We start from the raw sequence: 25,109 nt of genomic DNA on the forward strand, positions 1-25,109 counted from the left end.
GCGCTGGCGCGGATGTCGCGGTCGCCGATCCGGCCGCCGAGGCGGTCCCGATGATCTCGATGCGGGGTGTCAACAAGTACTTCGGGAGCCTGCATGTGCTCCGGGACATCAACCTCGACGTCGCGCGAGGTCAGGTGGTGGTCGTGCTCGGCCCGTCCGGCTCGGGTAAGTCGACGTTGTGCCGCACCCTCAACCGGCTGGAGCCCATCGACTCCGGTGCGATCTCCATCGACGGGGTGGCGTTACCGGCCGAGGGACGCGAGCTGGCCCGGCTCCGCGCCGATGTCGGGATGGTCTTCCAGCAGTTCAACCTGTTCGCCCACAAGACCATCGTCGACAATGTGGCGCTCGGGCCGATGAAGGTGCGCAAGACCCCCAGGGAGCAGGCCCGCGCCGAGGCGATGGCCTTGTTGGAGCGGGTCGGCGTGGCCGATCAGGCCGACAAGTACCCCGCCCAGCTGTCCGGGGGTCAGCAACAGCGGGTGGCGATCGCCCGCTCGTTGGCGATGAACCCGAAGGTGATGCTGTTCGACGAGCCGACCAGCGCGCTGGACCCGGAGATGATCAACGAGGTGCTGGCGGTGATGAGCGCGTTGGCCGCCGACGGGATGACGATGCTCGTCGTCACCCACGAGATGGGCTTCGCGCGCCGCGCCTCCGACCGGGTGGTGTTCATGTCCGACGGCGCGATCGTCGAGGACGCCGAACCCGCCCGGTTCTTCGAGGACCCCCAGACCGACCGGGCCCGAGACTTCCTCGGCAAGATCCTGCACCACTGACCGCTTCGGCGAAAGGAAACCATCGATGCCGTTCACATCCACGTCGCTGCTGGGACGCTGTCTCCGCCGCGGGGCAGCCGTCGCGCTCGCCGTCGGGCTGGCGCTCACGGCCACCGCCTGCGGCGCCGACCGCGACGAGAACACCGTGGTGATCGGCACCAAGTTCGATCAACCCGGGCTGGCGATGAAGAACGAGGACGGCTCGATGAGCGGCTTCGACGTCGCGGTGGCCGAGTACGTGGCGCAGGAGCTCGGCTACGCACCGGAGGACATCGAATGGAAGGAGGCCCCGTCCAACCAGCGTGAGACGCTGATCCAGAACGGGCAGGTGGACTTCATCGTCGGCACCTATTCGATCACCGACTCCCGCAAGGAGCGGATCGACTTCGCGGGCCCGTACCTGATCACCGGGCAGAGCCTGCTGGTCCGCGCCGACGACACCGACATCACCGGGCCGGCCTCGCTGGAGAACAACAAGCTTTTGTGTTCGGTGACCGGTTCCACCCCGGCGCAACGCATCAAGGACGAGTACCCGGGGGTGCAGTTGCAGGAGTACGACACCTATTCGGCGTGTGTGGAGGCGTTGCGCAACAACGCCGTCGACGCGGTCACCACCGATGAGGTGATCCTGGCGGGTTATGCGGCGCAGAGCCCGGACGACCTCAGGGTGGTCGGGCAGCCGTTCTCCGAGGAGCGGTACGGCATCGGCCTGGCGAAGGGCGACACCGAACTCAAAGAGAAGATCAACGCCGCGATCGAGAAGATGCAGCAGGACGGGGAGTGGCAGCGGGCGTTCGAGGTGAACCTGGGTGACGCCGGCATCGACACCCCGACACCGCCCACCGTCGACCGGAATTGAGCCCACCGACCAGGTGCAGGTTTTCAGCGAGTACAGCGGACAGATATTCCAGGCCTTCTGGACGACGATCCAGCTGACGGTGCTGTCCGCGATCGGGGCGCTGGTGCTCGGCACGGTGCTGGCCGCGATGCGGCTGGCGCCGGTACCGGTGCTGAACTGGCTGGGCGCCGGTTACGTCAACGTGGTGCGCAACACCCCGCTGACGTTGATCATCCTGTTCTGCGCGTTCGGTCTGGGTCAGACGCTGTCGATCACCCTGGCCGACCGGGGTTCTCCGACATTCCTGCAGGACAGCAACTTCCGGTTGGCAGTGCTCGGTTTCACCGTCTACACCGCCGCTTTCGTGTGCGAGACCATCCGGGCCGGGGTGAACACCGTGCCCGTCGGTCAGGTGGAGGCGGCCCGCGCCCTCGGCTTCACTTTCGGCCAGAACCTGCGGATCATCGTGCTGCCGCAGGCGTTTCGCGCCGTGATCATCCCGTTGGGCACGGTGCTCATCGCGTTGACCAAGAACACCACGATCGCGTCGGCGATCGGGGTGGCCGAGGCTGCGCTGCTGATGAAGGAGATGATCGAGAACACCTCGGCGGTGCTGATCGTCGGTGCGATCTTCGCGGTCGGGTTCCTCATCCTGACCCTGCCGCTGGGGTTGCTGTCCGGGCGGTTGTCGAACCGGTTGGCGGTGCGGCGATGAGCACGACGTCGGTGCTGTTCGACGCGCCCGGCCCGCGGGCGCGGCGCCGCAACCGGATCGCCACGGCCGTCACCGTCGTGGTGGTCGCCGCCGTGTTCGGAGTCGTCCTGCACCGGTTGGCGGCCCAGGGACAGTTGGCCGCCGACAAGTGGACGCCGTTCCTCAACGCCAATGTGTGGAAGACCTATCTGCTTCCCGGGCTGCGGGGAACCCTGGTGGCGGCGGGCATCTCGATCGTGTTGGCGATGATCCTGGGCGTGCTGTTCGGGGTCGGACGGCTCTCCCCGTGGCGGGTGGTCCGGTGGCCGTGCGCGATGCTCGTGGAGTTCTTCCGGGCGGTCCCGGTGCTGATCATGATGATCTTCGCCTGGCAGTTCTATTCGCTGTTCAATGTGGTGCCGGCCCGGCACTCGGTGCTGGCCGGTGTGGTGACCGGGTTGACCCTCTACAACGGGGCGGTGATCGCCGAGGCCATCCGCACCGGGGTGAACAATCTGCCCCGCGGTCAGGCCGAGGCGGCGTATGCGCTGGGGATGCGCTGGCGGCAGACCATGTGGTCTATCGAGCTGCCCCAGGCCATCACCTCGATGCTGCCGGTGCTGGTGTCGCAGATGGTGGTGGTGCTCAAGGACACCGCCCTGGGGTATCAGATCTCCTATCTCGAAGTGGTCCGGCAGGGCCGCATCGTCGGCACCGCGTTTCAGAACTACATTCCGACCCTGATCGTGGTGGCGGTGCTGATGATCGCCCTGAACTTCGCGTTGTCGGCGCTCGCCGGGTGGATCGAGCGCCGGATGCGCCGATCCCGTCGCGGCCCGGCGCCGGCGCGAGCCCACGCGGTCGAACAGGACGGGGTGCCCGGCGCTCCGGTGCGGTAACGCGGCACGCCCGGTCCGGCTCGAGCGGGCGGCCGGGGGTCAGACCCGCCGGCGCTCCCGCTCGCCGGCCAATTCGACGGTGACGACGTCCAGCGCCATCGACTGGCTGTAGCCGCGGCGCGCCAGCATGCCGACCAGCCGGCGCGTCACCTTGAGGTCATCGTCGTCGCCCAGCTTCTCCCGCCGCAGCCGGTCCCGGACCAGCTGTTCGGCCCGGCTCCGTTCGGCGCCGGCATCGATGTCGGCCAGCGCGGCGGTGATCACCTCGTCGTCGACACCCCTCTTGCGCAGTTCGGCGGCCAGCGCCCGTCGGCCCTTTCCGGCGTGCGTGTGCCGGGACCGGACCCACTGTTCGGCGAAGTCGGCGTCGTCGATCAGGCCGACGTGTTCGAGCCGGTCCAGCACCCGGGCGCTGAGGTCTTCCGGGTAGCCGCGTTGGGCCAGCTTGTCGCGCAGCTCGGCGCGGGTGCGTGCCCGCGCGGTGAGCAGGCGCAGGCAGTATGCCCGCGCCTGCTCTTCGCGGCGCGCCTCGGTCGATTCAGCAGTCGACCCGGGAGTCGACTCAGAAGTCGACCGGGGCGGGCAGGGCTTCGTCATCGGTGATCACCGGGCCAATGCCGAGCTTTTCCTTGATCTTCTTCTCGATCTCGTTGGCCACGTCGACGTTCTCGATCAGGAAGTTGCGGGCGTTCTCCTTGCCCTGGCCCAGCTGCTCACCCTCGTAGGTGTACCAGGAGCCGGACTTGCGGATGAAGCCCTGCTCGACGCCCATGTCGATGAGCGAGCCTTCCTTGCTGATGCCCTTGCCGTAGAGGATGTCGAACTCGGCCTGCTTGAACGGCGGCGACACCTTGTTCTTCACGATCTTCGCCCGGGTGCGGTTACCCACCGCTTCGGTGCCGTCCTTGAGCGTCTCGATCCGCCGAACGTCGATGCGCACCGAGGCGTAGAACTTCAACGCCTTTCCGCCCGTTGTCGTTTCGGGCGAGTTGTGCACCATGACACCGTCAACGAAGTAGTTGTGGTTGCCCTCGACCTCGATGTCGTACCGGTTCATCGACCGGGTGTGCGGCTCGACATGCACATCAAGGATGCGCGCCGGCACCAGACGCTGGGTGGGCTCGACGAACTGAGGTACCACCCGGCTCTGACCGCGGAACCTCGGCAGCAGCTTGTACTCCATCGACGGCGCCATGTACGGCGCCACCAATTCCTGGAACTCCGCAGTGGCCGCCGTAGAGAACACCAGCACCGCCTTGCCGCCCGCACCGGCCTGCCGCAACCGCACGTCCAGGCCGTGGGTATCGCGCAGATGATCGCGCAGTCGGATTCGAGACCCCTCGGTCATCGCCTCGACACAGATCTCGATGCGTCCGCTGCCGCCGGCAGTACCCTGCTGCAGGCCCTCGGACCGCACCGTCAACGAGCCATCGTCCATGTACCAGATGGCCAACGCGAGCGGGGTGAGCGCCTTCAGATACTCCTCGGAGATGAACTTCCTGCCGTCGTCCCCGAGGTAGACCGCACGTCGCAATTCAGCCAACTCGGGCAGCGGGGTGAAGTCGACGAACCGGGCCCCCTCGGCGTTCTCACCGGTGGAGTGCTTGATATTGCCCAGCAGAGCGGTCTTCCATTCCAGATAGTCCACCCGGTCGGCGCCGTGACCCATCCGGAATCGGACGCCATTGCGGCCGCGCGGGTCGGGTGACAGGGTGCCGTCACCCATGAGCGATCCGAGCACGATCTGGAACTGCTGGTCGCTGAGCCGATGCGGTTCGGCGGCCAGCACCCGGTCACCGGCGATGAGGTCACCGGCCTCGGTCCAGCCACCCGGCGTGCGGATCAGGTGGTTGGGCGTCGCGGCGAACCGAGCTCTGCCGTTTCCGCCTGACTTCTCGACAGTGAACTGCAGGAACTGCTCAGCCGGTCCGTTGTTGAACCAGTTCACCACCTTGCGGGGCACGATCCGGTCGGTGTCCGGATCGTAGGACAGCACCTCGACGTCCATCTTGTTGTCGACGATCTTGCCGATCTTCTCGGTGGTGCCGTCAGCGAGCTGAACCCGGGTGCTGTAGTCGAAACACCCGAACATCACCCCGATCTTCTCGCGGAGCTGGTTGATGAAGATCGCGGTGGTCCCGGAGTTGCTCAGCGCACCGGTGATCTTGCGCAGCGCCTGGCTCATCAGCCGGGCCTGCAGACCCACGTGGCTGTCGCCCATCTCGCCCTCGATCTCGGCGCGCGGAACCAGTGCGGCCACCGAGTCGACGACCAGGATGTCCAGCGCACCGGAGCGGATGAGCATGTCGGCGATCTCCAGCGCCTGCTCACCGGTGTCGGGCTGGCTCACCAGCAGCGCATCGGTGTCCACACCGAGCTTCTTGGCGTATTCGGGGTCCAACGCGTGCTCGGCGTCGATGAACGCCGCGATCCCGCCGGCGGCCTGCGCATTGGCCACCGCGTGCAACGCGACCGTCGTCTTACCCGAGGACTCCGGGCCGTAGATCTCGACCACCCGCCCCCGGGGCAGACCGCCGATGCCCAGCGCCACGTCCAGGGCGATGGAGCCGGTGGGGATGACTGAGATCGGCTGGCGAGCTTCGTCGCCGAGCCGCATCACCGACCCTTTGCCGTGATTCTTCTCGATCTGCGCGAGCGCCAGTTCAAGGGCTTTCTCGCGATCAGGGGCCTGCGCCATGATGGTCTCCGTCCTGGTGGTGTTCGTTCGATCGGTTTCGATCTGCTGGCGGTGACGATAGGGGCACCCACCGACAAGTCGGCCCGACCATCGCCGTCGAACACCGCCAACTCTAGACGAACATCTGTTCGACTCAAGTTGACACGCCGGGGCGGGTACCCGGCAGGATCCGGCACGACCGCGAGGACGGCACACCGCGAGGACCCCAGCGCGCAGCAGAGGCACACGAGCAGACGCACACGAGCAGACGCACACGAGGAGAGGCACAAGGAGAAACGATGGCCACAACCGACCGCCGGGACCTCCGCATCCCGGCCCACGGCGAGCAGCTCGCCGCGTATTTCTACCCGCCGGCCGGAGCGGGCCCGACGACGCCCTGCATCGTCATGGCGCACGGGTTCACCGCGACCCGCGACGACGGTCTGCCGGCGTATGCCGAGGCGTTCCACGCCGCCGGCTACGCGGTGGTGCTGTTCGACTACCGCCACTTCGGGGCGTCCACCGGCGAACCGCGCCAGCTGCTGGACATCACCCGCCAGCACGACGACTACCGCGCCGTGGTGGCCTGGGCCCGGACGCAGCCCGGCGTGGATCCCGACCGCATCGTGCTGTGGGGGTCGTCCTTCTCCGGCGGCCACGTCCTGGTGGTCGCCGCCGACGACCCCCGGATCGCCGCGGTCATCAGCCAGGCGCCGTTCACCGACGCCGTCCCCACCCTGAGGAAGGTGCCGCCGGCCACCATCGCCCGACTCGCCGTCGCCGGCCTGCGCGATCAGATCGGCTCCTGGCGGGGCCGCCCGCCCCGGACGGCGTCCGCGGTCGGCGCTCCGGGCGCCGTCGCCGCGATGACGACACCGGACGCCGAACCGGGATTTCGGGCCATTGTCGAACCGGATTCATTGTGGCGTAACGAATTCGCCGCCCGGCTGATGTTACGGTTCCCGTTCTACCGGCCGGTGCGGGTCGCCGGGCGCATCAACGCGCCGCTGCTGGTGTGCGTGTGCGACGACGACGCCGTCACGCCGCCCGAACCGGCGATCGAGGCCGCCCGCCGGGCGCCGCGTGGGCAACTCAGGCGCTACCCCTACGGCCATTTCGACATCTACCACGACCCTCAGGTGAAATCCGACCAGTTGGACTTCCTGCGGCAGGTGCTGGGAACCGGCTGATCGCCCCCGGTCGATACGGCACCGGTTGCCGCAAACGAGGGTGGGTCGCAACGGGTGGCAATGGTACGCGTCCGGGTACGCCGGGTCGCGGCTTCCACCGAAATCGGAGCATCCGTCCACGACCCGTTGACAAGGCACTCCGCCGGGAGTAGACCCGGATCTACCGGCATGCAAGTGGGCCGAAGGTCGACTCCTGTGCCGCAGGGGTTCTCAGCCCGGACCCCGGAAAGCTGTGACACATGCCCACTGAGGCTGCAGTCAAAGCGGAAGAGGCCTTGATCCACGTGTTGTGGATCAACGCCGGATTGAGTTGTGACGGCGATTCGGTGGCGTTGACTGCCGCCACCCAACCCAGCATCGAAGAGATCGCCCTGGGCGCGCTGCCCGGCCTGCCCAAGATCGCCGTCCACTGGCCCCTGATCGACTTCGAGTGCGGACCGAACGGGGGCGCCGACGACTTCCTGGAATGGTTCTTCAAAGCCGACCGCGGCGAACTGGAACCGTTCGTGCTGGTCGTCGAGGGGTCGATCCCCAACGAGCAGATCAAGAACGAGGGGTACTGGTGCGGGTTCGGCAACAACCCGGCGACCGGTCAGCCGATGACCACCAGCGAGTGGCTGGACCGGCTCACCCCGAAGGCGACCGCGGTGGTGGCGGTCGGCACCTGCGCCACCTACGGGGGCATCCACGCGATGGCCGGCAATCCGACCGGGGCGATGGGGGTTCCCGACTATCTCGGCTGGGACTGGAAGAGCAAGGCCGGTATCCCGATCGTCTGCGTACCGGGCTGCCCGATCCATCCGGACAACCTGGCCGAGACGTTGACGTATCTGCTCTACATGACGACCGACCAGGCGCCGATGATCCCGCTCGATGACGCGTTACGCCCGCAGTGGTTGTTCGGCCAGTCGGTGCACGAGGGGTGCGACCGGGCGGGCTACTACGAGCAGGGTGACTTCGCCACCGAGTACGGATCTCCGAAATGCATTGTGAAACTTGGCTGTTGGGGACCAGTAGTCAAGTGCAATGTGCCGAAGCGCGGGTGGATCAACGGCATCGGCGGTTGCCCGAACGTCGGCGGCATCTGCATCGGGTGCACCATGCCGGGCTTCCCGGACAAGTTCATGCCGTTCATGGACGAACCTCCGGGCGGCAAGGTCTCGACGGCGGCGTCGACCCTGTACGGCTCGGTCATCCGCAGCCTGCGGCACATCACCGGCCGCACCGTCGACAAGGAACCCAGGTGGCGTCAACCCGGCACCACCCTGGAGTCCGGCGCGACCCGTACCTGGTAGCGGATCCGCACCAACCGCCGCCGCCGGCGCCCCGCGAGAACGGCGATCCGGCCGGCGTTCGCTGAGAAGAGAGAAATCATGACTGACATGATCCGCGGGACCCGTTCCGAATCGGCCCACGCCAAACGGGAACCCGGCCAACTGGTCGAGATGGCCTGGGATCCGATCACCCGCATCGTCGGCAGCCTCGGCATCTACACCAAGATCGATTTCGACAACCGCGAAGTCGTCGAGTGCTTCAGCACCTCGTCGATCTTCCGCGGCTACTCGCTGTTCATGAAGGGCAAGGACCCGCGGGACGCGCACTTCATCACCAGTCGCATCTGCGGGATCTGCGGTGACAACCACGCCACCTGTTCCTGCTACACGCAGAACATGGCATACGGTGTGCAACCGCCCCACCTCGCCGAATGGTTGGTCAACCTCGGTGAGGCCGCTGAATACATGTTCGACCACAACATCTTCCAGGAGAACCTGGTCGGGGTCGACTACTGCGAGAAGATGGTGTCGGAGACCAACCCCGGCGTGCTGGCGAAGGCCGAGAACACCGCCGCACCGCACGCCGACATGCACGGCTACCGCACCGTCGCCGACATCATGCGCGCGCTCAACCCGTTCACCGGCGAGTTCTACCGGGAGGCGTTGCAGGTAAGCCGGATGACCCGGGAAATGTTCTGCCTCATGGAAGGTCGGCACGTACACCCGTCCACGCTGTACCCGGGCGGCATCGGGGTGTCGGCCACCGTGCAGTTGATGACCGACTACATGAGCCGGTTGATGCGCTACGTGGAGTTCATGAAGAAGGTCGTCCCGATGCACGACGACCTGTTCGACTTCTTCTACGAGGCGCTGCCCGGCTACGACCAGGTCGGGCTGCGGCGCACGCTACTGGGCTGTTGGGGCTCGTTCCAGGATCCGGAGGTGTGCAACTTCCGCTACGCCGACATGGAGGACTGGGGCCGCAAGATGTTCGTGACCCCGGGCATCGTGGTGGACGGCAAACTGATCACCACCTCACTGGTCGACATCAACCTCGGCATTCGAATCCTGTTGGGCCACAGTTACTACGACGACTGGGAAGATCAGGAGATGTTCGTCGAGACCGATCCCCTGGGCAACCCGGTGGATCGGCGTCATCCGTGGAACCAGCACACCAACCCGCGTCCGCAGAAACGGGATTTCGACGAGAACTACAGCTGGGTGATGTCGCCGCGCTGGTTCGACGGCACCGACCACCTGGCGCTGGACACCGGCGGCGGGCCGTTGGCGCGGCTGTGGTCGACGGCGCTGGCCAACCTCGTCGACATCGGCTATGTCAGGTCGACCGGGCACAGCGTGCAGATCAACCTGCCGAAGACCGCGCTGAAGGGCCCGGTCGAACTGGAGTGGAAGATCCCGAGACACGGCAGCAACACCATCGAACGCAACCGGGCGCGGACCTACTTCCAGGCCTATTCCGCGGCGTGCGCACTGCACTTCGCCGAGAAGGCGCTGACCGAGATCCGCGCCGGGCGCACCAAGACCTGGGAGCCCTTCGAGGTGCCCGATGAGGGCATCGGGTGCGGGTTCACCGAGGCGGTGCGCGGCGTGCTCAGCCACCACATGGTGATCAGGGACGGCAAGATCGCCAACTACCACCCGTACCCGCCGACACCGTGGAACGCCAACCCGCGCGACGTCTACGGCACACCGGGTCCGTATGAGGATGCGGTGCAGGGCCAGCCGATCTTCGAGGAGAACGACCGGGAACACTTCAAGGGCATCGACATCATGCGCACCGTGCGCAGTTTCGACCCGTGTCTGCCCTGCGGGGTGCACATGTACCTCGGCAAGGGCAGGAAACTGGAACTGCTGCACTCCCCCACCCAGACGATCACCGGGGAGTAGGGCATGGGCCCGCCCGAGCAGATCGCCGATCACCGCTCCGTCCCCGGCGCGGCGCACTGGCACACCGCGGGCGAGCGGATCCAGGGGCTGCTGGACGCCACGGCGCTGGGCGGGCCGGTGGTACGGGAACGCGCCGAACAGCTGGTCCGGGAGGTCACCGACCTGTACGGCGCCGCGCTGGAGCGGATGCTGGCCCTGGCGACGGCCGCGGATCCCGCGCTCACCGAGGTGTTCGCCGCCGACGAACTGGTGGCCAGCCTGCTGCTGGTGCACGGTCTGCACCCGCACGATGTGCGAAGCCGGGTCGCCGAGGCGCTGGACAACGTGCGGCCGTACCTGGGGTCACACGGCGGGGACGTCCACCTGGTGGAGGTGACCGGCCACTCGGTGCTCCTGCGGTTCGACGGCAGCTGCCGGGAATGCCCGTCCTCGGCGGTCACCCTCGAATTGGCCGTGCGGGATGCGATCCGGACGGCGGCGCCGGAGATCGAGACCGTGGAGGTCGTCACCGTCGAGACCGCTTCGCAACCTCAGGTGATCCCGGCGGAGTCACTGCTGAACCGGATTCACCGGCGGCCGAGCTGGCAGCCGGTCCCGGACCTCACCGAACTGACCCCCGGTGAGGTGGGCGGCTTCCGGGTGGCGGGCACGGCGGTCCTGGCGTGCCGGGTCGGCGGCGGGGACATCCTGGTCTACCGGGACCGCTGTCCGCGCTGCACCCACTCGATGGCCGGGGCGACGTTGACCGGGGTGGTGCTGCGGTGCCCACGGTGCGGCACCGGGTACGACGTGGTCCGGGCCGGCGCCCAACTCGACGGCGATCTGCATCTGGAACCGATCCCGGCGCTGACCCGCGACGGGGTCCTCTCGCTGGCCCTGACCGAGGGGGTGGCGTGACGAACGTCGGCGAAACCCCCACGGCCACCAACGTGTTGGCCCGCATCCGCGCGGCGCGCAGTGCGCCGCAGCCGGTCGGCGAGCGCTGCGAGATGTGCGCGGAACCCATCCCCGATGCGCATCAGCACGTGGTGGATGTGGCGGGCCGGCAACTGATGTGCGTGTGCCGGGGCTGCTATCTGCTGTTCACCGACGTGACGGCCGGTCTGCGCTACCGCGCGGTGCCGGACCGCTATCTGGCCTTTTTGGGGTTCGCCCTGGACCGGCGCCGGTGGGAGGCGCTGCAGATCCCGGTCGGGTTGGCGTTCTTCTTCCGGAACTCGCAGCTGGGCCGCACCGTGGCGTTCTATCCGGGTCCGGCCGGTGCCACCGAATCCGAACTGGACCTAACCGCCTGGAACGACGTCCGCAACGCCGACCCGCGGGTGGACCTGCTCGCCGTCGACACCGAGGCCCTGCTGATCCGCGTCCCCGACCACGAGCCGGGTGAACCGCGGTGCCATCTGGTGCCGATCGACGCCTGCTACGAGTTCGTCGGCCGGTTGCGGATGCTGTGGCGGGGTTTCGACGGCGGATCGGACGCCCACCGCCACATCGAGGAGTTCTTCACGACCCTCGCCGAACGATCCACACCGGTGCCGCCATGATCGACGACCGGATCCCCGACGTGACGTTCGCGGTGCTGACCGTGCACCCCGAACCGTATGCGATCACACCCACTCTCAGCGCGCAGGTCGGGATCGCCACGACGGGTGAGCTTCCGGTGCACGCCATCGCGCTGCGCGCGCAGGTGCGGATCGATCCGGTGCGCCGCGGCTACTCGGACGCCGAAGCCGAGGGGTTGACCGACCTGTTCGGCTCACGCGAACGCTGGGCCGCCACCCAGCACACGTTCTTGTGGCAGCACACCGCGACCATGGTGCCGGGGTTCACCGCGGCGACCCGGATCGACCTGCCGCTGGTCTGCACCTACGATTTCGACGTCGCCGCCTCGAAGTATCTGCATGCGCTGCGGGACGGGGCGGTGCCGCTGCAATTCCTGTTCAGCGGCACGGTGTTCTACCGCGGCGCACACGGTTTCACCGTGCGTCAGGTGCCGTGGGACCGGGAGGACCGCTACGACCTCCCGGTGCCGGTGTGGCACGACCTGATGCGGCTGCACTATCCGGGCACCGGATGGCTGCGGGTGCAGCACGACACCCTGGACGCGCTCGCGAGATTCCGCTCGGCGCGGGGGCTGTTGTCCGCCGACGACGCGATCTCCGCGCTGTTGTCGGCCGCCGCGGAGGACGTCCGATGAGCTCCGACGAAGACCGGGTGCGGGCGGTGGCCGATGCGGTGCTCTACGAGGGGTATCTGCTCTACCCGTATCGGGCCGACTCGCGGAAGAACCAGACCCGCTGGCAGTTCGGGGTGCTGGGACCGCCCGGGGCACAGGCCGCCGGGATCGGCGAGAATGATTCGCTGGCAACGCAATTCCTGGTGTACAGCGGCCCGGCGACGACGCTGACGCTGACGGTGCGGTTCCTGCAGCTGCAGCACCGGTCGGCCGAGCGGGCCACCGCAACCGGCTACACCCCGGTCCGGGCGCTCACCGCCGGCGATCGGTCCTGGCTCAGCTGGGACGAAGCGGTGGAACACGAGCTGCGGTTCGGGCCGCTGCCGCTCACCGCGGCGCCGCTGCGGCACCGGATCTCGGTGCCCGACGGCGCCGATGTCGAATCCGTGACCGGCGGCCGGCTGGTCCGCAGCCGCCGGGCCCTGCATGGCGAGCTGACGGTCACCGCCGAACCCGGCACCGCACCGGGCAGGGAGCTGCGTGTGGTCGAGGTGACGGTACGCAACACCGGCACACCGACCACCGACCGGGACGACGCCATCGCGCGGTCGTTGATCGGCGCCCACGTCATCGCCCGGACCGGCGACGGTGAGTTCGTCTCCCTGCTCGATCCGCCCGCGCACGCCGCGGCCGCCGCGGCGTCGTGCCGTCAGCACCGCTGCTTCCCGGTGCTGGCCGGACCGCCCGGAACCCGGGACCTGCTGCTGGTGTCGCCGATCATCCTCTACGACCACCCGGAGATCGCCGAACAGAGCCGCACCTCGCTGTACGACTCCACCGAGATCGACGAGATCCTCACCCTGCGCGTGATGACGCTGACCGACGAGGAGAAGGCGGTGGCCCGCGCCACCGACCCGTTGGCGGCACAGCTCATCGACCGCTGCGACTCCATGTCGCCGGAAGACCTGCTGCGACTGCACGGGGTGCTGCGCGACCCGCACGCCGGTGCACCGCCGCCGACCCTGATCCCCGAGGTACCCGACGGCATAGACTGGTGGGATCCGTCCGCCGACACCGCGGTCGATCCGGGGTTGGATGCGGTGCTGGTCGACGGTGTCGCGGTGCGGCGCGGCAGCCGGGTGCGCCTGCGCCCGTCGCGGCGCGCCGACGCCCAGGATCTGTTCTTCGCCGGCCGCACCGCGCAGGTCACCTCGGTGCACCAGGACGTCGACGGCGCCACGCACATCGGTGTGGTGCTCGACGACGACCCGGCGGCCGAACTGCACGACTGGTACGGGCGGTACCTGTACTTCGCGCCCGATGAGGTCGAACCGCTCACCGACACCCGCGAGGACACCCGCGAGGAAAGGAGTCCGACATGGAAGTAGTGGGCTGGATCGCCGTGATCTTCTTGGCGGCCGTGCTGTTGTTCGCCGTGCTGCTGGGCATCCGATCCATTCCGGACGCCCGCCGCTACCTGAAGATCCGACGGATGTGACCGGCTTGACCGACAACAGGCCGGCCATCCTGGTGGCCGGCATCGGCAACATCTTCCTCGGTGACGACGGGTTCGGTTCCGAAGTGCTGCGCCGGCTGCCGCGGAACCTGGCACCGCACCGGAGAAGCGCGCGGGTCCGCGCCACCGACTATGGCATCGGCGGAATGCACCTGGCATACGACCTGCTCGACGAGTGGGACGCACTGGTGCTCGTCGACGCCCTGCCCGTGCAGGGCCACCCGGGCCGGCTGCACGTCTTCGAGGCCGACACCGAGGGCCACACCGGCGCCGCCGGTCTGGACGCACACGCCATGGACCCGACCGCGGTGTTCGCCGGCCTCACCGCCCTCGGCGGCGTGGCGCCCCACACCGTGGTGGTCGGCTGCGAGGTGGCCTCAGTCGACGAGGCGATCGGTCTGTCCGCCCCGGTCGCCGCGGCGGTGCCGGATGCGGTGCGCGCGGTCCGGGAGGTGGTCAGCCGACTGCTCGACCGCACCGCGCTACCCGGGACGGGCTGACCGGTGTGCCTCGGGATCCCCGGACGGGTGGTGCGGATGCTGGAGGGTTACGGCGGTCAGCTCGCCCTCGTCGACGTGGCCGGTGAGCACCGCAAGGTCAACGTCGGCATGCTCGCCGACCAGGCCGTCGGGCCCGGCGACTGGGTGATCATCCACATGGGATTCGCCCTGGAGCGCACCGACGAACAGGGCGCCGCGGCGGCGCTGGCCGGCCTGAGGCTGTTGGGCAACAACTCGAATCCCGCCGCCGGTGCCGACCCGTGACGGGTCGGCACCGGCGGCCGGAAGAACACCCGGAAGGGGAACACCGATGAACACACCCGACGACCAACGGTCCGAGGAACCACAGGAGCAACGCGGCGCACCGGGCTCCCGCGACACCGGAGCGGACGAGCCCTCGGGCGGGCCCGCCGACCGGCCATCGGGTACCTACCGGGGTGACGAGTCCGTGCCCACCCACGGTGCACCGGGCGGGACCGAGAACACCGGGACCGAGAACACAGGCCCCGCGAAGACCGGCGCGAAACCGACCGACGCCGAACCGGCGGTTCCGCCCTACGAGGGCCGTCAGACCACCGCGAAACCAGCCGGGGAACACACCGAGGGCGGGGGCGCGAAGACCGGGGGCGCGGTCAAACCGACACCGGATTCCGGTCCCTAGCCGCCATTCGAATCAGATGCCGAAAACCTGTCATCTCCGGACGTTTCGGAGCAGACTGAGAACCATCGAACGGGCCCGCCGGGCATCCGTCCGGCGGCCCGGGAACAAGGAGTTCCGGTGACCGCCCTCGCGAACCCGAACGGATCGGTGGTGAACGCCGATCTGTCGGCGGATCTGGCCGCGGCGGCGCTCGACATGGCCCGCCGATTCCACGACGGCGCGACGCTGTGGGTGGTCTCGCCGCAGTGGGAGCCGCACGCCCACCACGTCGCGGTCGAGTTCGTCCATCCGGTGATCATGGGAAAGCGGGCGCTGCCGTCGGTGGCCCTGGTGGACCCCGATCCGGTGGCGCAGGCCCGGGTCGCCGCCCAACCGGGCGACCTCCTGCTGGCGGTGGCCTCCGCCGACGACCCGGCGGTGCGCGACGTCATGCGGCGCTGCCCCGCATGGGGGGTGCGCAGCGTGTGGATCGGCTCGGGTCCACGACCACCGGCCGGCGCGGCCGACCACGTGCTGTGGATCGACTCCGATGACCCGATGGTGCCCGCCACCGGCCGGTTCGTGCTGCTGTACCACCTGCTGTGGGAACTGACCCACGTCTGCTTCGAACACCCCGGCCTGCTGCGGCCCGACCTCGGCACCGAGACCGGTGAGGTCTGTGTCACCTGCGGTGACGAAGGCACGCTCGGCGAGGTGGTGTGCGCACCGGCGGCGCCGGCCGCGCCGGCGTTGGTCCGCACCGCCGGTGGCGAGCGGTGGGTCGACGTCAGCCTGCTCGGCGCCGACGTCGCCGTCGAAGACCTGGTGCTGGTGCACGCCGGCGCGGCGATCACCCGCCTGGAGCGACCGGGAGGCGCCCGATGACCCCCTCACCCGACCACCCGGAAGACACCGGCGCCGACGGCACCAACTTCCTCTACCCGTTCATCGACTCCGAAGAGCACGACGCGGCCGCCCTGCTCGACGACCTCGCCGCGTCTGCTCGGTCGAAATCCGCCGAAAGCGCTCGGCTGCAGCAGGAATCGCTCGACCTGTATGCCGACCGGTTGGCATCGGCGGGCGCGGCGATGGCCGAGCGGTTCCGCCGCGGCGGCCGGCTGTACACCTTCGGCAACGGTGGAAGTTCCACCGACGCGGCGACATTGGCGGCCCTGTTCAGCAGGCCGGCGCGGGGACGCGCGGTCCCGGCGTGGTCGTTGGCCGCCGACGAGGCGGTGGTGACCGCGCTGGGCAACGACGTCGGATTCGAGTTGATCTTCAAACGCCAGATCATCGCCCACGCCCGCGACCGGGACATCGCGATCGCACTGTCGACGTCGGGCAACTCCGACGATCTGATGACCGCGATCACCGAGGCGCATCGACGGGGGTTGCTGACCATCGGGTTCTCCGGCCACGACGGGGGCCGGATGGCGGTGGCCGACGACCTGGACCACTGCTTCACCGTGCACTCGCAGAGCATTCACCGCATCCAGGAGAGCCACGCGATGCTCGGCTACCGGCTGTGGTCGGTCGCCCAGGATCAGCTGGCCCGGCGCCCGAGCACCGTGGACGTCCGATGAGCACCGACGCGGCCCGCGAGGAACAGGTGCGCAACCGGATCGACAGGTTCCGGCGACGCCGCCCGCGGCTGCTCGACGAGGTGGTCACCCTCGCCCACGGCGCCGGCGGGAAATCCTCGGCGGCGCTGACCGATGCGGTGTTCCTCGACGCGTTCCGCAACGCCGAGCTCGAACAGCTCGACGATGCCGCCGTGTTGGCCACCGCATCCGGGCAGCGGCTGGCTTTCAGCACCGATTCGTATGTGGTGCAGCCGCTGCGGTTTCCCGGCGGTTCCATCGGGGAGCTGGCGGTGCACGGCACGGTCAATGATCTGGCGGTGTCGGGCGCGATACCGCAGTGGCTGGCAGCGGGATTCGTCATCGAGGAGGGATTCCCGATCGCCGACCTGCGGGCCATCGTGGCGGACATGGCCGCCGCCGCGGCCCGCGCCGGTGTGCTGATCGTCACCGGCGACACCAAGGTCGTCGGCCGGGGCGCCGCCGACGGCGTCTACATCACCACCACCGGGGTGGGCGTCATTCCCGAGGGCAGACACCTCGCCCGCGAACGGATCCGGGTGGGTGACAAGGTGGTGCTGTCCGGTTCGATCGGCGCCCACGGGATGGCGGTGATGCTGGCCCGCGGCGATCTGGCCATCGACGCCGACATCGTCTCCGACACGGCACCGGTGCACGAACTGGTCGAGGCGCTGCTGGCGGCCGCACCGTCCACCCGGTGGATGCGGGACGCCACCCGGGGCGGGGTCGCCACGGTGTGCAACGAACTGGTGTCGGGGGCGCCGTTCGCGGTGGTGCTCGCCGAGGACCGGGTGCCGGTGCAACCGCAGGTGCTCGGCGCCTGCGATCTGCTCGGCATCGATCCGCTCTACGTCGCCAATGAAGGCGCCTTCATCGCGGTGGTGCCCGCCGACGAGGCCGCGGCCGGGGTGGCGGCGCTGCACGACCACCCGTCGGGCCGGCACGCCGCCGTGGTCGGCGAGGTGGTGGGTGAACCGACCGGGATCGTCGCGCTGCGAACGTCTTTCGGCGGTAGCCGGATCGTCGACATGCTGGTCGGCGATCCGCTGCCCCGGATCTGTTGAGCTGGAGGAGGTACGCCGATGTGTCTGGGGATACCCGGTCGGGTGGTCGACATCGTCGATCCCGAACAACATCTGGCCACCGTCGACGTCAACGGGGTGCGCCGACGGATCAGCGTCCGGCTGCTGGCCGACGACAACCTGCGGATCGGTGACTGGGTGCTGGTGCATGTCGGCTTCGCGATGGCCCGGATCGACGAACACGAGGCGGCGCTCACCCTGAGCCAGGTGCAGAAGATGGGCGCGGACTACGTCAACGAGATCGAAGCCTTCACTTCGTCCGAAATCGCGTGAGAGGACATCCGATGAGGTTCGTCGACGAGTTCCGGGACCCTGCCGCGGCGCGTGCTCTGGTCAGATCGATCACCGAGCTGGCCGGTGCGGACGAGTTCAAGTTCATGGAGATCTGCGGCGGCCACACCCACACCATCTACCGGCACGGCATCGAGCATCTGCTGCCCGAATCGGTGCAACTGGTGCACGGCCCCGGGTGTCCGGTGTGCGTGATCCCGATGGGCCGCATCGACGACGCGATGTGGCTCGCCGAGCAGCCCGGCATCATCTTCACCACGTTCGGGGACATGATGCGGGTGCCCGGTTCGAACGGGTCACTGCTCGACGCCAAGGCGCGCGGCGCGGATGTGCGGTTCGTGTACTCACCGCTGGACGCACTCAAGGTCGCCCTCGACAACCCGGACCGCCGGGTGGTGTTCTTCGCGGTCGGGTTCGAGACGACCGCCCCGTCCACCGCGGTCACCCTGGTGCGGGCCCGCGAGCTGGGGGTGCGCAACTTCAGCGTGTTCTGCAACCACGTCACGATCGTCCCGCCGATCAAGGCCATCCTGGAATCCCCCGACCTGCGCCTGTCCGGGTTCCTCGGTCCGGGTCATGTGTCCACGGTGGTGGGGCTGCGGCCGTACCGGTTCGTGCCCGCGGTGTACGGGAAACCGTTGGTGGTGGCCGGGTTCGAGCCGTTGGACATCCTGGCGTCGGTGCACATGCTGCTGCGGCAGATCCGCGACGGCCGCTGTGAGGTGGAGAACCAGTACCGCCGGGTGGTGCGGCCGGAGGGCAACACCCAGGCGTTGAAGCTGCTGGCGACCACGTTCGAACTGCGCCCGCACTTCGAGTGGCGCGGGCTGGGCTTCATCTCGCAGAGCGCGCTGAAGATCCACCGTGACTTCGCCGACCACGACGCCGAACTGGTCTTCGACATGCCCGGGGTGCGGGTGGCCGACCCGAAGGCCTGCCAGTGCGGCGAGGTGCTCAAAGGTGTCATCAAACCGTGGGAGTGCAAGGTGTTCGGCACCGCCTGCACACCGGAGACCCCGATCGGCACCTGCATGGTGTCCGCCGAGGGAGCGTGCGCGGCGTACTACAACTTCGGCCGGCTGCACCGGGAGACCGCCCAGCTGCTCGGCCAGGGCTGACCGGACCCATCCCGCCGAGGGGCCCCACAATCGCGCGGATCCCCCGCGATCATGCGAGTTCGCGGCTGCTCGGCAGGGCTGTCACCACTGATCCTTCGGCACGTCGAAATCCGCGCACAGGGCCCGCCACACCTCGCGGGGGTCCACCCCGTCCTCGATCGCCTGTGCGGCGGTGCGGCCACCGAGTGCGGTGAGCACATGGTCGACGAGCAGCGACGCTCCGCGGACTTCGCCGAACTGTTCGGTGACGAGTTCGTGGAATTGGGTCAGGCGCACAATGTCAAAGTTACGCGGACCCGATCAACGCTTCCTGGCACACCCGTACCGGATCCTCGACGTCGGCCACGCTGGCTCCGGCCCGGCGCGCCGCCGCCCGATAGCCGGGATCGGACAGCACCGTGCCGACCGCGGCGACCAGCGCGTCGCCGGTGAGGGGCCGCACCAGCCGTCCACTGCCCTGCCGCACAACCCGATTGGCGATCTCCCACTGATCACCACCGCCGGGCACCACCACCATCGGCACACCGGCCAGCAGCGTCTTGGACACCATCCCGTGCCCGCCGCCGCAGATGACCAGGTCGGCCCGGGTGAGCAGTTCGTCCTGACGGCCCAGCCCGACCACCGCCCACGGCGGCACCTCGGTGTCCGGGCCGGCCAGCCGGGACACCACCACCCGCGCACCCGCCGGCAGCGTGTCGCCGGGGCGCAGCCGGTCCAGGGCCAGTTCGGCCAGTCCACCGGCGCCGGTGGTCGCCGTCGACGGGGCCACCACCACGACCGGCCCGGACCCCGGCGGCACCGACAGCGTCGCCGAGGTCGGTTCGAAGTGCAGCGGGCCGACCACCACCGCCTCGGACGGCCAGTCCGGGCGGGGCACCTCCAGCGCGGGCAGGGTGGCGATCAACCGGCGCAGCGGCCCCGGGTCGGCCGCCGGCAACCCGATCCGCGTCCGCGCCTCCGACCGTTGCCGCTGCCCGGCCCGCAGCGCACGGGCGGTCAGCGCCCGCAGCGCCGCGTCGCGCAGCCGGCCCCGCAACCCCACCCCGGGGGCGAGCCCGCTGCCCACCGGCGGCAGCCCCTTGGACGGCAGATACAGCGGATGCGGGTTGAGCTCGACCCACGGCACACCCAGCAGTTCGGCGGCCAGTCCGCCGCAGGCCGTGATCACATCGGAGACCACCAGATCCGGGGCCAGATCCCGGATCCGCGGGGCGTTGAGCACCGCCATCCGGGCGGCGCGCTGATGGATCTTGGCGCCGGCGTCGCTGTCGTCATCGCCGTCGGCGGGGTCCAGCCCGTCGAGTTCGACCGCTTCGACGCCGGCTGCCCGGGCGGTGTCCAGCCACTGCACACCGGTGAGCAACACCGGCTCGGCGCCGGCGGCCCGGAATCTCAACGACAGTGCGATCGCCGGGAAGGCATGCCCGGGATCGGGGCCGGCGACCACCGCGACGCGCATTCTCCCACCTTCCCACAGGTCGCCGCCCTTCCCACCGGTCGGTGCGCGACTACGCTTACCCCATGACCGACCGAATCGACGAACTGACCGCTGTCGAGAACACCCGGGTCGTCGAGGTTTTCCTCGAATCCCTGCAGCAGCGCGACTACGACACGGCGGACGCCGCGCTGGCCGACGACATCGTCTACCACAATGTCGGCGTCTCGGTGATCCGCGGCCGCGGCCGCACCATGAAACTCTTCCGGTCCATGCCGGAGTGGATGCGGTTCGAGGTCAAGATCCACCGCATCGCCGCCGACGATGTCAACGTCCTCACCGAACGCACCGACGCCCTGGAGTTCGGCCCGCTGCGGCTGCAGTTCTGGGTGTGCGGGGTATTCGAGGTGCGCGACGGCAAGATCACACTGTGGCGTGACTACTTCGACATGTTCGATATGGCCAAGGCCACAGTGCGTGGCCTGCTCGCACTGGTAGTACCGGCGCTGCGGCCGTCACTGTAACTGGCATTATGGAAGGCGTTCGACGTTCGACCAGACAAGCAGGTTGCGGTGAGGACAAACGTGAGTAACGGCCCCGAGCGCGCCACCGCCGGACGCACCCGTCCCAACGCCTGGGAGTACATCACGTACTGCTACGGGCGTCGACTTCCGGATTCGATGCGCGACTGGGTGCGCCAGGATCTGGCCGGTAAGGGCGCGGTGCGCCGGATGATGACCAGGATGTTCATCCCGGCCTTCCTGGTGCTGGCGCCGTTCTGGCTCATCGACACGACGCTGTACGTGAAGTTCAGCATGACGATGCCGATCCTGGTCTGGGCGGTGCTGTTCTCTCATGCGCTGAACAAGGTGTGGCGTCGGCACATGCTGCGGATGCACAACCTGGACCCGAACCTGGTCGACGAGATCCGCCGGCAGAAGACGGCCCACATCGACCGGGCCTACATCGCCAAGTACGGGCCCCGCCCGGCCGACGCGCAGTCCAACAGCAGCGCGGTCTGACCACCCGCGCTCGGGTTCATGCCGGCCGCAGGCGGCTCAGGTTCATGCCGACCGCAGGCGGCCGAGTTCGTCGAAGGCCTGCGCCCACCCCACCAGCCGATCGGTCGCGCCGGTGAGCTCGTCGCGGTAGCGCCGCTGCGACATCGGGGAACTCGACATCTGCCCGGTGTTCGCCGCCGACACCAGCTGCGCGGCGGCGGTGACCATCTCGTTGTACTGGCGCACCCCGTGGTCGAGTTGGCGGGTGAACGCGTGAATTGTCGGCTCCAGATGGCCGCGTGACTGCGGAGCGGCCCTCAGGGCGCGTTCCATCGACACCACCTCGCCGGCGGTGGCGGCCATCGTCGCCGCAGTCCGCTGCGCGGCAGCGGTCAGCTCCCGAAGTTCGTCCGGAGGCAGCATCCGGCCCCGCTCCATCACCCCGAGCAGCGAGAAGAACCCCCGCTCAGAAGCCGCCAGCGCCGCCATCGGCGGGCGGGCCGCCGACCCGCGCGGCGGCAGCCGCCGGGTGGACCGGGAGCGCGGCGGCGGCAGCGGTTCGGACCGCAACCAGCGGTAGCGCAGGAACAGCAGGGTGGCCGGGAACGCCGCGCCCGCGGCGATCATGCCCGTGATCAACAGCACCCACACCGGGGTGCTCCACACCGCCAGCAGCGCCGTCACCAGCACCCAGAACAGGGAGGAGAACGCGAAGAACACCCCGCCGCGCAGCGCCCACCGCCGCTTCCGCAGCATCTTGGCGCGCGGATCGGCCGCGGCGTTGAGCCGGTCGGCCACCACGTCGGACAACTCGGCGGCGGTGTCCACCGCGCGTTGCAGCGCGGACTGCCAGGCCGGCGATCTCGACTTGCGGGTGTTCATCGGCGGCGGGCTACTGGGACAGCGGGTTTTCGGGCTTGGCGGGATTCGCGGCCGGTTTCGCGGTTTCCTGGCTCGGGGTCGGCGTGGCCTGCGGGGCGGCGGTGCCCGATGCCGCGCCGCCTGCGGGGAGCGGCTCGCCGCGCATCTGGGCCCGGATCTGCTCCAACCGCGCGTGCCCGGCCATCTGCACCGTGGCCTGCTGGACTTCGAGCATGCGGCCCTGCACCGAGTTCTGCGCCAGTTCGGCCTCCCCCATCGCGGTGGCGTAACGCTGTTCGATCTTCTGCCGCACCTCGTCGAGGCTGGGCGTGGTGCCCGGGGCGGACAGCTCGCTCATCGACCGCAGCGACGCGCTGACCTGCTCCTGCATCTTGGCCTGCTCGAGCTGGGACAGCAGTTTGGTGCGTTCGGCGATCTTCTGCTGTAACACCATGGCGTTCTGCTCGACGGCCTTCTTGGCCTGCGCGGCGGCGTTGAGCGCCTGATCGTGCAGCGCCTTGAGGTCTTCGACACTCTGCTCGGCGGTCACCAGCTGGGCGGCGAACGCCTCGGCGGCGTTGGTGTACTCGGTGGCTTTGGCGGTGTCACCGGCGGCGGTGGCCTGATCGGCCAGGGTGAGCGCCTGCCGCACGTTGACCTGGAGCTTCTCCACGTCGGCCAGCTGCCGGTTCAGCCGCATTTCCAGCTGCCGCTGGTTACCGATCACCTGCGCAGCCTGCTGGGTCAGCGCCTGGTGCTGCCGTTGCGCCTCCTCGATGGCCTGCTGGATCTGCACCTTCGGATCGGCGTACTCGTCCACCTTGGAGCTGAACAGCGCCATCAGGTACTTCCAGGCTTTGACGAACGGATTGGCCATGGGTTCATTCCGCCTTCGTGTCTGTTGGCTGCCGGTCCGCAGCCGGGCTCTGCGCTTGCCTCAGTGCCAACTTAGTGGGTTGATCGGCCCCGCCACACCCCAACACCCTGACGGTCAGGCGACCGCCATGGACACCGGCTGCGGGATGACCACCTTGGTGGTGACGTCGATGCTCGAACCGGCGGACGCGGCGGTTTCCCTCTCGTCGCGGGCTGACTCGGCCGCAGTGCCGACCAATTCGGCACCCGCCTCATCGCGGGCCAATTCGGCGCCCGCGTCGGTGAGGACACGCCACAGCGGAACATCCAATGCCGCGCAGATCGCGCTGAGCAGTTCGCTGGACGCCTCCTTGCGGCCGCGTTCCACCTCGGACAGATAGCCGAGGCTCACCCGGGCCGAGTCGGAGACCTCCCGCAGGGTGCGTCCCTGCTCGATTCGGGCGCGACGCAGCACGTCGCCGACCACCTCGCGCAGCAATGCCGCCATCGTGCCCCTCCTTCATGGGTTCGCTCCGGGGGTTCCCTGTGGCACAGGGTTCTCTCAGCGCAACGTCCGAGCGCACCCCGGGGTTCCCGGATCCGCGCCATCCACCCCCAATTGTTCCAGTGATCTCCGGATGCGATCCGGGATCGAGCGGTCCCGGCCGCGGGACATCACACGTCGCGGGTGATCAGGGAGCGCAGACCCGCGACGGCCTCGTGCACCGCCGCCAGCCGGATGTCCCAGCGCGATCCGTCCAGCCGCAGCTCGACGACCTCGGTGTCGCGGGGGCCGGCCCAGCCGATGAACACCGTGCCCACCGGATGGCCGCCGTGCGGTTCCGGGCCGGCCACCCCGGTCAGCCCGATGCCCCAGGTGGCCCCGCACCGCTGTCGCGCGCCGACGGCCAAGGCGCGGGCGGTGGGCGCGGCGACCGGCCCGACCGCCTTCAACACCTGCGGCGGAACGCCGGCCAGCGACATCTTGGTGTCCTCGGTGTAGGTGACCAGCCCGCCGCGCAGCACCGCGCTGGCCCCGGCCACCCCGGCCAGGGTGGCGCTGAGCAGCCCGGCGGTGAGCGACTCGGCGGTGGCCAGCGTCTCGCGGCGCACCGTCAGATCCGCGATCAGCGCGCGGGCGTCATCAGTGACCAGCGGATCGTCCACGTGAATCCCGGACAGCCGACACGACGTAATCCACTCCCGTGAACACCGTGAGCACCACTGCCACCGCCATGATGCCCCAGGCCACCGTCGACCACACCGGGGCCCAGTTCGCCAGCGGCAGCACGAACAGGCCGATCGCCACGGCCTGGGCGAGGGTCTTGAGCTTCCCGCCCCGGCTGGCCGGGATCACCCCGTGCCGCAGCACCGCGAAACGCAGGGCTGTGATGCCGATCTCGCGCACCAGGATGACCGCTGTCACCCACCACGGCAGATCGCCGAGCAGCGACAGCCCGATCAGCGCCGCGCCGATCAGCGCCTTGTCGGCGATCGGATCGGCCAGCGTGCCGAATTCGGTGACCATGCCATAGCTGCGCGCCAGCGCGCCGTCGAACCGGTCGGTGATGACCGCCACCGCGAACACCGCGAAAGCACCGATCCGCCAGGACGTCTCATGGCCGTCCCCGACGAACAGCAGAATCAGGAAAACCGGGACCAGAAGCAGCCGCACGCCGGTGAGCGCATTGGCCAGGTTGGCCACCCGGGCGCGCGGGACCGCAGGTTGAGTTTGAGGATGTCCCGGCACCGACCCAGAATATCGGTAGCTAGA

The 25,109-nt window shown here is 69.0% G+C and carries 31 protein-coding genes; 22 read left to right on the forward strand and 9 right to left on the reverse strand.

The window, feature by feature from the left end:
* Positions 1-50 precede the first annotated feature (50 nt).
* Genes CKW28_RS13630 through CKW28_RS13645 form a run of 4 tightly spaced genes read left to right on the forward strand, consistent with a single transcriptional unit; the run spans position 51 to position 3,210 of the window.
* Complete coding sequence (locus tag CKW28_RS13630; protein WP_003926801.1) at positions 51-779, forward strand: amino acid ABC transporter ATP-binding protein; 729 nt, start codon at positions 51-53, stop codon at positions 777-779.
* Positions 780-804: 25 nt separating this feature from the next.
* Positions 805-1,638 carry a glutamate ABC transporter substrate-binding protein gene (locus CKW28_RS13635; RefSeq protein ID WP_003926802.1) on the forward strand — a complete coding sequence of 278 codons (834 nt, stop codon included), beginning with the start codon at positions 805-807 and terminating at the stop codon, positions 1,636-1,638.
* Positions 1,639-1,651: 13 nt separating this feature from the next.
* Entirely contained in the window at positions 1,652-2,332 is a 681-nt protein-coding gene (locus CKW28_RS13640) for an amino acid ABC transporter permease (RefSeq protein ID WP_003926803.1), read from the forward strand.
* Complete coding sequence (locus tag CKW28_RS13645; protein WP_003926804.1) at positions 2,329-3,210, forward strand: amino acid ABC transporter permease; 882 nt, start codon at positions 2,329-2,331, stop codon at positions 3,208-3,210. Before CKW28_RS13640 ends, CKW28_RS13645 begins: the two co-directional genes overlap by 4 nt.
* Positions 3,211-3,249: 39 nt before the next feature.
* On the opposite strand, the gene recX is transcribed toward CKW28_RS13645, so the two are convergent.
* Together recX and recA are read right to left on the reverse strand one after the other, a co-directional pair.
* Positions 3,250-3,807 (reverse strand): recombination regulator RecX, encoded by a 558-nt coding sequence (gene recX, locus CKW28_RS13650; protein ID WP_003926805.1) that lies wholly within the window; start codon positions 3,805-3,807, stop codon positions 3,250-3,252.
* Positions 3,773-5,908: an intein-containing recombinase RecA gene (recA, locus tag CKW28_RS13655; RefSeq protein ID WP_003926806.1), complete on the reverse strand. Its 2,136-nt coding sequence runs from the start codon at positions 5,906-5,908 to the stop codon at positions 3,773-3,775. Before recA ends, recX begins: the two co-directional genes overlap by 35 nt.
* 278 nt (positions 5,909-6,186) lie before the next feature.
* On the opposite strand from recA, the gene CKW28_RS13660 reads away from it, so the two are divergent.
* From CKW28_RS13660 to hypD, 16 genes are all read left to right on the forward strand, one after another.
* Positions 6,187-7,077, forward strand: coding sequence for an alpha/beta hydrolase (locus CKW28_RS13660; protein WP_003926807.1), 891 nt, complete (start codon positions 6,187-6,189; stop codon positions 7,075-7,077).
* A 239-nt stretch (positions 7,078-7,316) separates the two neighbouring features.
* Positions 7,317-8,372 (forward strand): NADH-quinone oxidoreductase subunit B family protein, encoded by a 1,056-nt coding sequence (locus tag CKW28_RS13665; RefSeq protein WP_003926808.1) that lies wholly within the window; start codon positions 7,317-7,319, stop codon positions 8,370-8,372.
* Between the two features lie 87 nt (positions 8,373-8,459).
* Complete coding sequence (locus CKW28_RS13670; protein ID WP_003926809.1) at positions 8,460-10,259, forward strand: nickel-dependent hydrogenase large subunit; 1,800 nt, start codon at positions 8,460-8,462, stop codon at positions 10,257-10,259.
* Between the two features lie 3 nt (positions 10,260-10,262).
* Positions 10,263-11,156 carry a NifU-related iron-sulfur-binding protein gene (locus tag CKW28_RS13675; RefSeq protein ID WP_003926810.1) on the forward strand — a complete coding sequence of 298 codons (894 nt, stop codon included), beginning with the start codon at positions 10,263-10,265 and terminating at the stop codon, positions 11,154-11,156.
* Complete coding sequence (locus tag CKW28_RS13680; protein ID WP_003926811.1) at positions 11,153-11,803, forward strand: DUF5947 family protein; 651 nt, start codon at positions 11,153-11,155, stop codon at positions 11,801-11,803. Before CKW28_RS13675 ends, CKW28_RS13680 begins: the two co-directional genes overlap by 4 nt.
* Complete coding sequence (locus tag CKW28_RS13685) at positions 11,800-12,456, forward strand: DUF6084 family protein (RefSeq protein ID WP_003926812.1); 657 nt, start codon at positions 11,800-11,802, stop codon at positions 12,454-12,456. The genes CKW28_RS13680 and CKW28_RS13685 overlap by 4 nt, the downstream gene beginning before the upstream one ends.
* Positions 12,453-13,823, forward strand: coding sequence for a hypothetical protein (locus CKW28_RS13690; protein WP_003926813.1), 1,371 nt, complete (start codon positions 12,453-12,455; stop codon positions 13,821-13,823). Before CKW28_RS13685 ends, CKW28_RS13690 begins: the two co-directional genes overlap by 4 nt.
* Positions 13,814-13,933, forward strand: a complete 120-nt coding sequence (locus CKW28_RS24515; protein ID WP_085975143.1) for a DUF6893 family small protein — start codon at positions 13,814-13,816, stop codon at positions 13,931-13,933. Before CKW28_RS13690 ends, CKW28_RS24515 begins: the two co-directional genes overlap by 10 nt.
* Positions 13,930-14,451: a hydrogenase maturation protease gene (locus CKW28_RS13700; RefSeq protein WP_003926815.1), complete on the forward strand. Its 522-nt coding sequence runs from the start codon at positions 13,930-13,932 to the stop codon at positions 14,449-14,451. Before CKW28_RS24515 ends, CKW28_RS13700 begins: the two co-directional genes overlap by 4 nt.
* A gap of 3 nt (positions 14,452-14,454) precedes the next feature.
* Positions 14,455-14,715, forward strand: a complete 261-nt coding sequence (locus tag CKW28_RS13705; protein WP_040547320.1) for a HypC/HybG/HupF family hydrogenase formation chaperone — start codon at positions 14,455-14,457, stop codon at positions 14,713-14,715.
* A gap of 46 nt (positions 14,716-14,761) precedes the next feature.
* Entirely contained in the window at positions 14,762-15,112 is a 351-nt protein-coding gene (locus CKW28_RS13710) for a hypothetical protein (protein ID WP_003926817.1), read from the forward strand.
* A gap of 117 nt (positions 15,113-15,229) precedes the next feature.
* Entirely contained in the window at positions 15,230-15,976 is a 747-nt protein-coding gene (locus CKW28_RS13715) for a HypC/HybG/HupF family hydrogenase formation chaperone (protein ID WP_003926818.1), read from the forward strand.
* Positions 15,973-16,674, forward strand: coding sequence for a D-sedoheptulose-7-phosphate isomerase (locus CKW28_RS13720; RefSeq protein WP_003926819.1), 702 nt, complete (start codon positions 15,973-15,975; stop codon positions 16,672-16,674). Before CKW28_RS13715 ends, CKW28_RS13720 begins: the two co-directional genes overlap by 4 nt.
* Entirely contained in the window at positions 16,671-17,756 is a 1,086-nt protein-coding gene (gene hypE, locus CKW28_RS13725; protein WP_003926820.1) for a hydrogenase expression/formation protein HypE, read from the forward strand. The genes CKW28_RS13720 and hypE overlap by 4 nt, the downstream gene beginning before the upstream one ends.
* Before the next feature lie 18 nt (positions 17,757-17,774).
* Complete coding sequence (locus tag CKW28_RS13730; RefSeq protein WP_003926821.1) at positions 17,775-18,047, forward strand: HypC/HybG/HupF family hydrogenase formation chaperone; 273 nt, start codon at positions 17,775-17,777, stop codon at positions 18,045-18,047.
* Positions 18,048-18,058: 11 nt separating this feature from the next.
* Positions 18,059-19,183: a hydrogenase formation protein HypD gene (gene hypD / locus CKW28_RS13735; protein WP_003926822.1), complete on the forward strand. Its 1,125-nt coding sequence runs from the start codon at positions 18,059-18,061 to the stop codon at positions 19,181-19,183.
* Between the two features lie 81 nt (positions 19,184-19,264).
* Here hypD and CKW28_RS13740 read toward each other — a convergent pair whose 3' ends face one another.
* Together CKW28_RS13740 and CKW28_RS13745 are read right to left on the reverse strand one after the other, a co-directional pair.
* Positions 19,265-19,459, reverse strand: a complete 195-nt coding sequence (locus CKW28_RS13740) for a DUF3046 domain-containing protein (protein WP_003926823.1) — start codon at positions 19,457-19,459, stop codon at positions 19,265-19,267.
* A gap of 10 nt (positions 19,460-19,469) precedes the next feature.
* A complete protein-coding gene (locus CKW28_RS13745; protein ID WP_003926824.1) occupies positions 19,470-20,642 on the reverse strand; it encodes a glycosyltransferase in 1,173 nt (390 codons plus the stop codon).
* A 74-nt stretch (positions 20,643-20,716) separates the two neighbouring features.
* Here CKW28_RS13745 and CKW28_RS13750 point away from each other — a divergent pair, with 74 nt between their 5' ends.
* Positions 20,717-21,142, forward strand: a complete 426-nt coding sequence (locus CKW28_RS13750) for a limonene-1,2-epoxide hydrolase family protein (RefSeq protein ID WP_040547797.1) — start codon at positions 20,717-20,719, stop codon at positions 21,140-21,142.
* Between the two features lie 60 nt (positions 21,143-21,202).
* Entirely contained in the window at positions 21,203-21,640 is a 438-nt protein-coding gene (locus CKW28_RS13755) for a DUF5313 domain-containing protein (protein WP_003926826.1), read from the forward strand.
* 42 nt (positions 21,641-21,682) lie between these two features.
* Here CKW28_RS13755 and pspM read toward each other — a convergent pair whose 3' ends face one another.
* From pspM to pgsA, 5 genes are all read right to left on the reverse strand, one after another.
* Positions 21,683-22,501 (reverse strand): phage shock envelope stress response protein PspM, encoded by an 819-nt coding sequence (gene pspM, locus CKW28_RS13760; protein ID WP_003926827.1) that lies wholly within the window; start codon positions 22,499-22,501, stop codon positions 21,683-21,685.
* A gap of 10 nt (positions 22,502-22,511) precedes the next feature.
* Positions 22,512-23,357 (reverse strand): phage shock protein PspA, encoded by an 846-nt coding sequence (gene pspA, locus CKW28_RS13765; RefSeq protein WP_003926828.1) that lies wholly within the window; start codon positions 23,355-23,357, stop codon positions 22,512-22,514.
* Between the two features lie 114 nt (positions 23,358-23,471).
* Positions 23,472-23,843, reverse strand: coding sequence for a transcriptional regulator ClgR (clgR, locus tag CKW28_RS13770; RefSeq protein ID WP_003926829.1), 372 nt, complete (start codon positions 23,841-23,843; stop codon positions 23,472-23,474).
* Between the two features lie 167 nt (positions 23,844-24,010).
* The gene (locus CKW28_RS13775; protein ID WP_003926830.1) at positions 24,011-24,502 is read right to left on the reverse strand and encodes a CinA family protein; all 492 of its coding nucleotides are present in this window, start codon (positions 24,500-24,502) and stop codon (positions 24,011-24,013) included.
* On the reverse strand, positions 24,480-25,085 hold the full coding sequence (pgsA, locus tag CKW28_RS13780) for a CDP-diacylglycerol--glycerol-3-phosphate 3-phosphatidyltransferase (protein ID WP_040547323.1): 606 nt from the start codon (positions 25,083-25,085) through the stop codon (positions 24,480-24,482). Before pgsA ends, CKW28_RS13775 begins: the two co-directional genes overlap by 23 nt.
* Positions 25,086-25,109 lie beyond the last annotated feature (24 nt).

The sequence above is a fragment of the Mycolicibacterium thermoresistibile genome (assembly GCF_900187065.1).
Taxonomy (GTDB): domain Bacteria; phylum Actinomycetota; class Actinomycetes; order Mycobacteriales; family Mycobacteriaceae; genus Mycobacterium; species Mycobacterium thermoresistibile.

Coding starts and splice junctions, on each gene's coding strand:
- CKW28_RS13690 (WP_003926813.1), top strand. CDS start 12,453: ATGAGCTCCGACGAAGACCGGGTGCGGGCGGTGGCCGATGCGGTGCTC.
- clgR (WP_003926829.1), bottom strand. CDS start 23,843: ATGGCGGCATTGCTGCGCGAGGTGGTCGGCGACGTGCTGCGTCGCGCC.
- CKW28_RS13710 (WP_003926817.1), top strand. CDS start 14,762: ATGAACACACCCGACGACCAACGGTCCGAGGAACCACAGGAGCAACGC.
- CKW28_RS13660 (WP_003926807.1), top strand. CDS start 6,187: ATGGCCACAACCGACCGCCGGGACCTCCGCATCCCGGCCCACGGCGAG.
- recA (WP_003926806.1), bottom strand. CDS start 5,908: ATGGCGCAGGCCCCTGATCGCGAGAAAGCCCTTGAACTGGCGCTCGCG.
- CKW28_RS13730 (WP_003926821.1), top strand. CDS start 17,775: ATGTGTCTGGGGATACCCGGTCGGGTGGTCGACATCGTCGATCCCGAA.
- CKW28_RS13685 (WP_003926812.1), top strand. CDS start 11,800: ATGATCGACGACCGGATCCCCGACGTGACGTTCGCGGTGCTGACCGTG.
- recX (WP_003926805.1), bottom strand. CDS start 3,807: ATGACGAAGCCCTGCCCGCCCCGGTCGACTTCTGAGTCGACTCCCGGG.
- hypE (WP_003926820.1), top strand. CDS start 16,671: ATGAGCACCGACGCGGCCCGCGAGGAACAGGTGCGCAACCGGATCGAC.
- CKW28_RS13675 (WP_003926810.1), top strand. CDS start 10,263: ATGGGCCCGCCCGAGCAGATCGCCGATCACCGCTCCGTCCCCGGCGCG.
- CKW28_RS13665 (WP_003926808.1), top strand. CDS start 7,317: ATGCCCACTGAGGCTGCAGTCAAAGCGGAAGAGGCCTTGATCCACGTG.
- pspA (WP_003926828.1), bottom strand. CDS start 23,357: ATGGCCAATCCGTTCGTCAAAGCCTGGAAGTACCTGATGGCGCTGTTC.
- pspM (WP_003926827.1), bottom strand. CDS start 22,501: ATGAACACCCGCAAGTCGAGATCGCCGGCCTGGCAGTCCGCGCTGCAA.
- CKW28_RS13630 (WP_003926801.1), top strand. CDS start 51: ATGATCTCGATGCGGGGTGTCAACAAGTACTTCGGGAGCCTGCATGTG.
- CKW28_RS13720 (WP_003926819.1), top strand. CDS start 15,973: ATGACCCCCTCACCCGACCACCCGGAAGACACCGGCGCCGACGGCACC.
- CKW28_RS13635 (WP_003926802.1), top strand. CDS start 805: ATGCCGTTCACATCCACGTCGCTGCTGGGACGCTGTCTCCGCCGCGGG.
- CKW28_RS13670 (WP_003926809.1), top strand. CDS start 8,460: ATGATCCGCGGGACCCGTTCCGAATCGGCCCACGCCAAACGGGAACCC.
- hypD (WP_003926822.1), top strand. CDS start 18,059: ATGAGGTTCGTCGACGAGTTCCGGGACCCTGCCGCGGCGCGTGCTCTG.
- CKW28_RS13645 (WP_003926804.1), top strand. CDS start 2,329: ATGAGCACGACGTCGGTGCTGTTCGACGCGCCCGGCCCGCGGGCGCGG.
- CKW28_RS13745 (WP_003926824.1), bottom strand. CDS start 20,642: ATGCGCGTCGCGGTGGTCGCCGGCCCCGATCCCGGGCATGCCTTCCCG.
- CKW28_RS24515 (WP_085975143.1), top strand. CDS start 13,814: ATGGAAGTAGTGGGCTGGATCGCCGTGATCTTCTTGGCGGCCGTGCTG.